The following is a 9,922-nucleotide window of genomic DNA, read 5'->3' as shown; positions in this document are numbered from 1 at the left end:
CGCATTCGCCCAGCCCGCCCCCCAGGCCACGCCGCGGACGGTGAAGCTGGCCCTGGTGGAAGGCCTGTCCGGCGGCAACGCCAACGGCGGCGAGGCCGTGTTCCGCAACCTCGTGTGGGCGGTGGAGCGCGTGAACCAGCGCGGCGGCGTGAAGACAGCCGACGGTCGCCGGCCGCTGGAGCTCATCCGTTACGACAGCAAGGGCCAGATCGAGGAGGCGCTCTCCGCCATGCGCTCGGCCATCGACGACGGCGCGCGCTTCATCCTGCAGGGCAATTCCTCGGCCGTGGCGGCCGCGCTGGTCGAGGCCGTGGAGAAGCACAACGCGCGCGATCCGCAGCGCCGTGTGCTGTTCCTCAACTACTCGGCGGTGGACCCGGTGCTCACCAACGAGAAGTGCAGCTTCTGGCACTTCCGCTTCGACGCGCACGCCGACATGCGCATGGCCGCGCTGATGTCGCTGCTGAAGGAGGACCGCTCGGTCGGCTCGGCCTACCTCATCGGGCAGGACTACAGCTTCGGCCAGGGCGTGCTGCGCGAGGCACGCCGCCAGCTGGCGGCCCAGCGCCCCGACGTGCGCATCGTGGGCGACGAGCTGCACCCGCTGCTGCGCATCAAGGACTTCGCGCCCTATGCGGCCAAGATCAAGGCCAGCGGCGCGCAGGCCGTCATCACCGGCAACTTCAGCAGCGACCTCACCCTGCTGGTGAAGGCCGCGCGCGAGGCCGGCTTCGAGGGCAAGTTCTACACCTTCTACGGCAACGCGCTGGGCGCGCCGGCCGCCATCGGCGACGCCGGCGTGGGCAAGGTGCTGGCCGTGGCCGACTGGCTGCCCAACATGCCGGGCGCCGCGAGCGAGAGCTTCTACGAGGCCTTCCACCGCCGCTATCCCAACCCCGCCGACGACTACGTGCACCTGCGCATGCAGCTGATGGTGGAGGCGCTGGCCCAGGCCATCGACGCCGCCGGCGGCACCGAGGCGGTGGCCGTGGCGCGCCAGCTGGAGCATGCGCAGGTCAGCATGGCCGGCCAGACCGGCACCATGCGCGCGTCCGACCACCAGTTCCAGCAGCCGCTGGTGGTGGGCCTGATGGACCGCCAGGGCGCGCCGGGGGTGAAGTTCGACGTCGAGGGCTCGGGCTACGGCTTCCGCGTGGTCAAGGTGCTGAGCCCGGCGCAGGCCGAGATGCCCACCACCTGCCGCATGCAGCGGCCGGCCTGAGGGATACTTGCCCGCCATGCGCAGTGCCATCCTGAACCTCGAGGATTCCAAGATCCGCGAAGTGGCCAACGCCGGCCTGGGCCGGCGCGACGTGCTCGCCTTCTGGTTCGGCGAGAGCGACGAGGTCACCCCCGACTTCATCCGCGAGGCCGCCATCGCGTCGATCCGCGAGGGCGAGACCTTCTACTCCCACAACTACGGCGAGCCCGGCCTGCGTGCCGCCATCGCGGCCTACACCAGCCGGCTGCACGGCCCCGTGGACGCGGCGCGCATCGCCGTCACCTCGGGGGGCGTGAGCGCGCTCATGGTGGCGGTGCAGGCGCTGGTGGACCCGGGCGACGAGGTGGTGGCGGTGACGCCGGTCTGGCCCAACCTCACGGCGCAGCCCGCCATCCTCGGGGCGAAGGTTCGCTGCGTGCCGCTGGCCCCGCGCGAGGACGGCGCCTGGGCGCTGGACCTGCAGGCCCTGCTGGACGCGATCACCCCGGCCACGCGCCTGCTGGTGATCAACGCACCCAACAACCCGACGGGCTGGAGCGCTAGCCGCGCCGAGCAGCAGGCCCTGCTGGACCACTGCCGGGCCACCGGGACCTGGATCCTCGCCGACGAGGTGTACGAGCGCCTCTACTACGAGCCCAGCCCCAACGGGTGCGCCCCCAGCTTCCTGGACATCGCCACCGCCGAGGACCGCGTGGTCGTGGTGCACAGCTTCTCCAAGAGCTTCCTCATGACCGGCTGGCGCATGGGCTGGCTGGTGCTGCCCACCGCGGTGGCCCCGCACGTGGGCAAGCTGATCGAGTTCAACACCTCCTGCGCGAGCGTGTTCACGCAGCGCGCCGCCCAGGTCGCGATCGAGCGCACCGACGAGGTGACGCCGCGCGTGGTGCGGCACCTGAAGGCCTGCCGCGACACGCTGGTCGGGCGCCTGCGCCAGCTGCCGGGCGTGACCGTGGCGCCGTCGCCCGGCGGCATGTACGCCTTCTTCCGCATCCAGGGCTTTCCCGATTCGCTGGACCTGGCCAAGCGCCTGGTGGCCGAGGCCGGGCTGGGCTTGGCGCCCGGCAATGCCTTCGGGCCGGAAGGGCAGGGCTGGTTGCGCTGGTGCTTCGCCTCGCGCGAGATCTCGCGGCTGGAGGACGGCATCACCCGCCTCAAGCGCTGGCTGCTGGCGCAGCGCCACCAGGGCTGAGGCATGGACGCAGCGGTGTTCGACGCGGCGGCGCTCCAGGCTGCGCAGGCTCGCCAGCAGGGCGGGGCGCCTGCGCCCTGGCGCGCGGGCGCGGACGCGCCGGTGGCCGGGCGCCAGCTCGAGGCCTCCTGGCACCACTACAAGCTGCAGTTCGCGCCGGGCGGTGGGCTCGAGGCCCGGGTCTCGGCGGCCCTGGCGGCCACCGGCGGGCCGGCGGCCCTGCGCGGCCTGGAGCCGGCTGCGGCGGCTGCGCTGCTGGCGCGACTGCACGGTGACCTGGACCAGCTGCACCCCTTCGACGCCGAGTGCCGACCTGCGCTTCGCGAGTTCCTGGCCGCTTTCGCGGCCGCCGGCGGCTGGGTGCTGGACTGGGCCCCGCTCAGCGCGGCCCCGGTCGAGCGCGACCGCCTGTGCGTCGCCTGCGACCGCGAGGTGGTGGCCCGCAGCTTCCCCGGCCTGCACCAGGGCCGGGCCATGACGACCACCAACAAGGCCGAGTACGAGGCCTACGCCCGCTTCCTGGCGCCTTTCGCCCAGTGGCCGGGGCTGGCGGCCCTGCTGGTGACGGCCCTGCGAGCGCCCTGAGCGCGACAGCCCCAGGGCCGCCCTGGAACCGGCTCTGCCGGGCCAGTGGTGGCGCCCCCTGGGGGGAGGCGCCGCAGGCGCTTCGGGGGGGACGGTGTCTCCTGCTATACTCCACCGGTTCTGCCCGAGATGGGTGGAACGCACGTGGGTGGGCAGTCCCGCCGGCCCTCGCAAGTCAAAAACCTTCAAGGACATCCATGAGCAATATCGACAAGGCCGAGATCGTCAAGGCCAACGCCCGCGGCGCCGCCGACACGGGCAGCCCGGAAGTGCAGGTCGCCCTGCTGACCGCGCGCATCAACGAACTGACCCCCCACTTCAAGACCCATGCCAAGGACCACCACGGCCGCCGTGGCCTGCTGCGCATGGTGAACCGCCGCAAGAGCCTGCTGGCCTACCTGAAGAACAAGGACGCCGAGCGTTACACGGCCCTGATCGGCAAGCTGGGCCTGCGCAAGTAAGCCTGCACCGAATGAACGACGCCTGAGGAAGCGACAGCGCTTGCTCAGGCGTTTTTCACATCCGGAGACGACAGAAACGAACGCGCGCTGTGTCATTCCACAAGCGGCCCCCGGCTGCTTCTGGAATGGCATCGTGTTCGCCCCCTGTCCCTCCCTTCCATCACGAACAGGAGAGAGAACATGAGCATCTTCAACAAAGTCACCAAGACCTTCCAGTGGGGCTCCCACACCGTCACGCTGGAAACCGGCGAGATCGCGCGCCAGGCCAACGGCGCGGTGATCGTCAACATCGACGACACCGTCATCCTGGCCACCGTGGCCGCGTCCAAGACCGCCAAGCCCGGCCAGGACTTCTTCCCCCTGACCGTCGACTACATCGAGAAGACCTACGCCGCCGGCAAGATCCCCGGCAGCTTCTTCAAGCGTGAAGCCAAGCCCAGCGAACTCGAGACCCTGACCAGCCGCCTGATCGACCGCCCGATCCGCCCGCTGTTCCCCGAGGGCTTCTTCAACGAAGTGCACGTGGTCATCCACACGCTGTCGCTGAACCCCGAGGTCGACGCCGACATCGCCGCCCTGATCGGCACCAGCGCCGCGCTGGCGATCTCCGGCATCCCCTTCGCCGGACCGGTGGGCGCGGCCCGCGTGGGCTACGTCAACGGCGAGTACGTGCTGAACCCCGGCCAGACCGCCCGCAAGATGTCCGACCTGGACCTGGTCGTCGCCGGCACCGAGTCCGCCGTGCTGATGGTCGAGTCCGAGGCGCAGCAGCTGTCCGAGGAAGTGATGCTGGGCGCCGTGGTCTTCGGCCACGAGCAGGCCCGCATCGCGATCAACGCGATCCACGAGCTGGTGCGTGACGCCGGCAAGCCGGTGTGGGACTGGCAGCCGCCCGCCCGCGACGAGGCCTTCATCGCCCGCGTCGAGCAGCTGGCCGAGGAAAAGCTGCGCGCCGCCTACCAGATCCGCAGCAAGCAGGCCCGCACCCAGGCCCTGCGCGACGTGACCGCCAGCGTGCACGCCAGCCTGAAGGAAGGCGGCGTCGCCGTTGATGGCCCCAAGGTCGACGAGCTGCTGTTCAACATCGAGTCGCGCATCGTCCGCAGCCAGATCCTGGCCGGCGAGCCGCGCATCGACGGCCGCGACACCCGCACCGTGCGCCCGATCGAGATCCGCAACGGCGTGCTGCCCCGCACCCACGGCTCGGCCCTGTTCACGCGTGGCGAAACGCAGGCCCTGGTGGTCACCACCCTGGGCACCGAACGCGACGCCCAGCGCATCGACGCGCTGGCCGGCGAGTTCGAGGACCGCTTCATGTTCCACTACAACATGCCTCCGTTCGCCACCGGTGAAGTGGGCCGCATGGGCTCGACCAAGCGCCGCGAGATCGGCCACGGCCGCCTCGCCAAGCGCGCGCTGATCGCCTGCCTGCCGAGCAAGGAAGAGTTCCCCTACACCATGCGCGTGGTGTCGGAGATCACCGAGTCCAACGGCTCGTCCTCCATGGCCTCGGTCTGCGGCGGCTGCCTGTCCCTGATGGACGCCGGCGTGCCCATGAAGGCGCACGTGGCGGGCATCGCCATGGGCCTGATCAAGGAAGGCAACCGCTTCGCGGTGCTGACCGACATCCTGGGCGACGAGGACCACCTCGGCGACATGGACTTCAAGGTGGCCGGCACGACCAACGGCATCACCGCCCTGCAGATGGACATCAAGATCCAGGGCATCACCAAGGAAATCATGCAGGTCGCCCTGGCCCAGGCCAAGGAAGCGCGCATGCACATCCTGGGCAAGATGCAGGAAGCGATGGGCGAGGCCAAGACCGAGGTCAGCACCTTCGCGCCGCGCCTGTACACCATGAAGATCAACCCGGAGAAGATCCGCGACGTGATCGGCAAGGGCGGCGCCACCATCCGCGCGCTGACCGAGGAAACCGGCTGCACCATCGACATCGGCGAGGACGGCACCATCACCATCGCCTCCACCGACGCCGACAAGGCCGAGTTCGCCAAGAAGCGCATCGCCGAGATCACCGCCGAAGTGGAAGTGGGCAAGATCTACGAAGGCCCGGTCACCAAGCTGCTGGACTTCGGCGCGCTGATCAACCTGCTGCCCGGCAAGGACGGCCTGCTGCACATCAGCCAGATCGCCCACGAGCGCGTGGAGAAGGTCAGCGACTACCTGAGCGAAGGCCAGGTGGTGCGCGTCAAGGTGCTGGAGACGGACGAGAAGGGCCGCGTGAAGCTGTCCATGAAGGCCCTGCTCGAGCGCCCGGCCGGCATGCCGGAAGAGCGTCCGCGCGAGCCGCGCGAGTACCGCGACCGTGAGCCGCGCGGCGAGCGCCGTCCGCGTGAAGACCGCGCCCCGCGCGAAGATCGCGAGCCGCGTGAGGCCCGCGAGCCGCGCGGCGAGCGTTCCGAGCAGGCGCCGCGCGAGCCGCTGCCGCAGGTCGACATCAACGAGAACCCGCGCCAGGAGTAAGCCGTGCAAGCGGTCGAGATCACCCAGCCGGGTGCACCGGCGGTCCTGCGGCTGGGCCAGCGTCCGGACCCGGTGCCGGGCGCCGGCGAGCTGCTCATCCGCGTCGCGGCCAGCGGCATCAACCGGCCCGACGTGCTGCAGCGCACGGGCAACTACCCGGTGCCGCCCGGCGCGTCCGACATCCCCGGCCTGGAAGTGGCGGGCGAGATCGTCTCGGGCGACGCCGCGGCCATGGCCGCGGCCGGCTTCAAGCCCGGCGACCGCGTCTGCGCGCTGGTGGCGGGCGGTGGCTATGCACAGCTGTGCGTGGCCCCGGTCGGCCAGTGCCTGCCGGTGCCGCGCGGCCTGTCCGACATCGAGGCGGCGTCGCTGCCGGAGACCTTCTTCACCGTGTGGAGCAACGTCTTCGACCGCGGCCGCCTGAAGGCGGGCGAGACCCTGCTCGTGCAGGGCGGCACCAGCGGCATCGGTGTCACCGCGATCCAGATGGCCAAGGCCCTGGGCGCGACCGTGATCGCCACGGCCGGCAGCGACGACAAGTGCGCCGCCTGCCTGAAGCTGGGCGCCGACCACGCGATCAACTACCGCAGCCAGGACTTCGCCAAGGAGGCCCTGCGCCTGACCGGCGGCCGCGGCGTGGACGTGGTGCTGGACATGGTGGCGGGCGACTACGTCGCACGCGAGGTCGAGTGCCTGGCCGAGGACGGCCGCCTGGTCATCATCGCGGTGCAGGGCGGCCTGCAGGCCGGCTTCAGTGCCGGGCTGGTGCTGCGCCGGCGCCTCACGGTCACCGGCTCGACCCTGCGCCCGCGCCCGGTCGAGTTCAAGGCCGCCATCGCGCAATCGCTGCGCCAGCACGTCTGGCCGCTGATCGAGTCGGGCGCGATCCGTCCGGTGATCCACAGCACCTTCGCCGCCGGCGACGCCGCCCGATCGCACGAACTCATGGAATCGAACCAGCACGTCGGCAAGATCGTGCTGACCTGGTAAGCATGGACACGAGACAGCTCATCGCCGGCAACTGGAAGATGAACGGCAGCCTGGCCGCGAACGAGGCCCTGGTGCGCGAGGTGGCGGCGGGGCTTGTCCAGGCCGGTGCCGCGCGCGCGCACGCCGCCGTCTGCGTGCCTGCGCCCTACCTGGCCCAGGTCGCCGCCCTGTGCGCAGGCTCGGCCCTGGAACTGGGTGCGCAGGACCTGTCCTGCCACGAGAAGGGCGCCTACACCGGCGAGGTCTCGGCGGCCATGCTGCGTGAGTTCGGCGTGCGCTACGCGATCGTCGGCCACTCCGAGCGGCGCCAGTACCACGGCGAGAGCGACGCGCTGGTGGCCGACAAGGCCCGGGCCGCGCTCGCGGCGGGCATCACGCCCATCGTCTGCGTGGGCGAGACCCTGGCCGAGCGCGAGGCGGGCCGCACGCACGAGGTGGTCAAGCGCCAGCTCGCGGCGGTGATCCACACCAACGGCCACTGCATCAGCGAGATCGTCGTGGCCTACGAGCCGGTGTGGGCCATAGGCACGGGCAAGACGGCCACGCCGGCGCAGGCGCAGGAGGTGCACGCCCTGCTGCGCGCGCAGCTGGCGGCGGCGAGCACCCATCCGGAGCGGGTCAAGCTGCTCTACGGTGGCAGCATGAACGCGGCCAATGCGGCCGAGCTGCTGGCCCAGCCCGACATCGACGGCGGCCTCATCGGCGGTGCCTCGCTGAAGGCCCAGGATTTTCTACAGATCGTCGCGTCCGCCCGCTGAAGCGGGGCAGGGCGCGCCCACGGAGTCAACAAGAATGAACGTACTGCTCACCATCGTGCTCGCCGTCCAGATGCTGGCGGCGGTCGGCATGATCGGCCTCATCCTCATCCAGCACGGCAAGGGCGCCGACATGGGCGCCGCCTTCGGCAGCGGCTCGTCCGGCAGCCTCTTCGGCGCCTCCGGCAGCGCCAACTTCCTCTCGCGCACCACGGCCGTGCTGGCCGCCGTGTTCTTCGCCTGCACGCTGGCGCTGGCCTACTTCGGCAACCTGCGCCCGGCCACCGACTCGGCGGGCAGCGTGCTCGAGCGCGCCGGCGTGCCCGCTGCCGCGCCGGCCTCGTCCGCACAGATTCCCGCCTCCGTGGGGCAGCCGGCCGCCTCTGCGGCGGCCGTGCCCGCGGCCCCGGCTTCGGGCGCTGCGCAGATCCCGACCAAATGATGGCGGGAAGGTCCGTTCTCCCTTGGGGACGGACCTGATTTCAGGGTAAACTCCAAGGCTGTCCGGAAGCGCAACAAAATAAGTCAGTTGCCTCTGGCGCGTGACAGAGAAGCACGCGCAGCGCTTGCGGCAGGGTGCATTACGCCGTCGTGGTGAAATTGGTAGACACGCTATCTTGAGGGGGTAGTGGCGAAAGCTGTGCGAGTTCGAGTCTCGCCGACGGCACCAAACAAGAAATGCAAGCCCCGGCGCGTCCGGGGCTTGTTGCGGTGAGAGCGGGCGCTACATGAACCTAGACCAATACCTCCCAGTCCTCCTCTTCATTCTCGTGGGGGTCGCAGTCGGGGTCCTGCCGCAGGTCCTGGGCTGGCTCTTCGCCACGGGCGCAGGCTTCACCAAGCCCGACGCGCAGAAGAATTCCCCGTACGAGTGCGGCTTCGAAGCCTTCGAGGACGCACGCATGAAGTTCGATGTGCGCTACTACCTGGTCGCCATCCTCTTCATCCTGTTCGACCTCGAAATCGCCTTCCTCTTCCCCTGGGCCGTCGCGCTCAAGGAGATCGGGCCCGTGGGCTTCTGGTCGATGATGATCTTCCTCACCATCCTCGTGGTGGGGTTCGTGTACGAGTGGAAGAAGGGCGCGCTCGACTGGGAGTGATCTCCCGGCGCGCCGATTGCCGCCAACAAGGTTCTGCGAATGGCTACTGAAGGCATCCTCGACAAGGGAGTCGTGACCACGACCGTCGACTCCGTGATCAACTGGGCCAAGACCGGCTCGCTGTGGCCGATGACCTTCGGCCTCGCATGCTGCGCGGTGGAGATGATGCACGCGGGTGCGGCCCGCTACGACATCGACCGCTTCGGCATGCTGTTCCGCCCCAGCCCCCGGCAGTCCGACCTGATGATCGTGGCCGGCACGCTGTGCAACAAGATGGCGCCGGCGCTGCGCAAGGTGTACGACCAGATGCCCGAGCCGCGCTGGGTGCTCTCCATGGGCTCCTGCGCCAACGGCGGCGGCTACTACCACTACAGCTACTCGGTGGTGCGTGGCTGCGACCGCATCGTGCCGGTGGACGTGTACGTGCCCGGTTGCCCGCCCACGGCCGAGGCCCTGCTGTACGGGATCATCCAGCTGCAGCAGAAGATCCGCCGCACCCAGACCATCGCGAGGGCCTGACGCGCATGACGACCACCCCCTTCGCGATCGATCCCGCCGCGCTGCGCGAGACGCTGGCCGCCGTCCTCGGCGACAAGGCGAAGTCCATCGAGCTGCGCCTCGATGAAGTGACCGTCACGGTCAAGCCCGCCGACTACCTGACCGTCGCGCAGATGCTGCGCGACGCGCCCGGCTGCAAGTTCGAGCAGCTGCTGGATCTGTGCGGCGTGGATTACGCCGACTACCGCAACGGCGAGTACGACGGCCCGCGCTACGCGGTGGTGTCGCACCTGCTGTCGGTGTCGCTGAACCAGCGCGTGCGACTGAAGGTGTTCTGCGCCGACGACGACCTGCCGGTGATCGATTCGATCAACCACCTCTGGAACTCGGCGAACTGGTTCGAGCGCGAGGCCTTCGACCTGTACGGCATCGTCTTCGAGGGCCACGACGACCTGCGCCGCATCCTGACCGACTACGGCTTCATCGGCCACCCCTTCCGCAAGGACTTCCCGGTCTCCGGCTACACCGAGATGCGCTACGACCCCGAGCGCCAGCGCGTCATCTACCAGCCCGTGACCATCGAGCCGCGCGAGATCACGCCCCGCGTGATCCGCGAAGACAAGTACGGCGGACTTCAGTGA

At 69.9% G+C, this 9,922-nt stretch carries 11 protein-coding genes and 1 tRNA gene; all 12 read left to right on the top strand.

Annotation, left to right across the window (positions count from 1 at the left end; translation table 11 throughout):
* A partial coding sequence (locus IM725_RS09360; RefSeq protein ID WP_193780313.1) for a branched-chain amino acid ABC transporter substrate-binding protein occupies positions 1-1,222 on the top strand: 1,222 nt, incomplete at its 5' end.
* Positions 1,223-1,238: 16 nt separating this feature from the next.
* Complete coding sequence (locus IM725_RS09355; protein WP_193780312.1) at positions 1,239-2,411, top strand: pyridoxal phosphate-dependent aminotransferase; 1,173 nt, start codon at positions 1,239-1,241, stop codon at positions 2,409-2,411.
* 3 nt (positions 2,412-2,414) lie between these two features.
* Positions 2,415-2,996, top strand: coding sequence for a hypothetical protein (locus tag IM725_RS09350; RefSeq protein WP_193780311.1), 582 nt, complete (start codon positions 2,415-2,417; stop codon positions 2,994-2,996).
* A gap of 197 nt (positions 2,997-3,193) precedes the next feature.
* A complete protein-coding gene (gene rpsO / locus IM725_RS09345; RefSeq protein WP_193780310.1) occupies positions 3,194-3,457 on the top strand; it encodes a 30S ribosomal protein S15 in 264 nt (87 codons plus the stop codon).
* Positions 3,458-3,637: 180 nt separating this feature from the next.
* Positions 3,638-5,938: a polyribonucleotide nucleotidyltransferase gene (gene pnp, locus IM725_RS09340; protein WP_193780309.1), complete on the top strand. Its 2,301-nt coding sequence runs from the start codon at positions 3,638-3,640 to the stop codon at positions 5,936-5,938.
* A 3-nt stretch (positions 5,939-5,941) separates the two neighbouring features.
* On the top strand, positions 5,942-6,928 hold the full coding sequence (locus IM725_RS09335; RefSeq protein WP_193780308.1) for an NAD(P)H-quinone oxidoreductase: 987 nt from the start codon (positions 5,942-5,944) through the stop codon (positions 6,926-6,928).
* Between the two features lie 2 nt (positions 6,929-6,930).
* The gene (gene tpiA, locus IM725_RS09330; protein ID WP_193780307.1) at positions 6,931-7,686 is read left to right on the top strand and encodes a triose-phosphate isomerase; all 756 of its coding nucleotides are present in this window, start codon (positions 6,931-6,933) and stop codon (positions 7,684-7,686) included.
* Between the two features lie 34 nt (positions 7,687-7,720).
* Positions 7,721-8,125 (top strand): preprotein translocase subunit SecG, encoded by a 405-nt coding sequence (gene secG / locus IM725_RS09325; RefSeq protein ID WP_193780306.1) that lies wholly within the window; start codon positions 7,721-7,723, stop codon positions 8,123-8,125.
* 143 nt (positions 8,126-8,268) lie between these two features.
* Positions 8,269-8,353, top strand: a tRNA-Leu gene (locus tag IM725_RS09320).
* A gap of 58 nt (positions 8,354-8,411) precedes the next feature.
* Positions 8,412-8,783 (top strand): NADH-quinone oxidoreductase subunit A, encoded by a 372-nt coding sequence (locus tag IM725_RS09315; RefSeq protein ID WP_193780305.1) that lies wholly within the window; start codon positions 8,412-8,414, stop codon positions 8,781-8,783.
* Between the two features lie 39 nt (positions 8,784-8,822).
* Positions 8,823-9,302: a NuoB/complex I 20 kDa subunit family protein gene (locus IM725_RS09310; RefSeq protein ID WP_193780304.1), complete on the top strand. Its 480-nt coding sequence runs from the start codon at positions 8,823-8,825 to the stop codon at positions 9,300-9,302.
* 5 nt (positions 9,303-9,307) lie between these two features.
* Positions 9,308-9,922 (top strand): NADH-quinone oxidoreductase subunit C, encoded by a 615-nt coding sequence (locus tag IM725_RS09305; protein ID WP_193780303.1) that lies wholly within the window; start codon positions 9,308-9,310, stop codon positions 9,920-9,922.

This window comes from Ramlibacter aquaticus (assembly GCF_015159745.1).
GTDB lineage: Bacteria > Pseudomonadota > Gammaproteobacteria > Burkholderiales > Burkholderiaceae_C > Ramlibacter > Ramlibacter aquaticus.
The sequence above is the reverse complement of the archived record's forward strand: the minus strand, read 5'-3'. Positions and strand labels throughout refer to the sequence as shown.

Coding starts and splice junctions, on each gene's coding strand:
- rpsO (WP_193780310.1), top strand. CDS start 3,194: ATGAGCAATATCGACAAGGCCGAGATCGTCAAGGCCAACGCCCGCGGC.
- IM725_RS09310 (WP_193780304.1), top strand. CDS start 8,823: ATGGCTACTGAAGGCATCCTCGACAAGGGAGTCGTGACCACGACCGTC.
- IM725_RS09355 (WP_193780312.1), top strand. CDS start 1,239: ATGCGCAGTGCCATCCTGAACCTCGAGGATTCCAAGATCCGCGAAGTG.
- tpiA (WP_193780307.1), top strand. CDS start 6,931: ATGGACACGAGACAGCTCATCGCCGGCAACTGGAAGATGAACGGCAGC.
- IM725_RS09305 (WP_193780303.1), top strand. CDS start 9,308: ATGACGACCACCCCCTTCGCGATCGATCCCGCCGCGCTGCGCGAGACG.
- IM725_RS09315 (WP_193780305.1), top strand. CDS start 8,412: ATGAACCTAGACCAATACCTCCCAGTCCTCCTCTTCATTCTCGTGGGG.
- secG (WP_193780306.1), top strand. CDS start 7,721: ATGAACGTACTGCTCACCATCGTGCTCGCCGTCCAGATGCTGGCGGCG.
- pnp (WP_193780309.1), top strand. CDS start 3,638: ATGAGCATCTTCAACAAAGTCACCAAGACCTTCCAGTGGGGCTCCCAC.
- IM725_RS09350 (WP_193780311.1), top strand. CDS start 2,415: ATGGACGCAGCGGTGTTCGACGCGGCGGCGCTCCAGGCTGCGCAGGCT.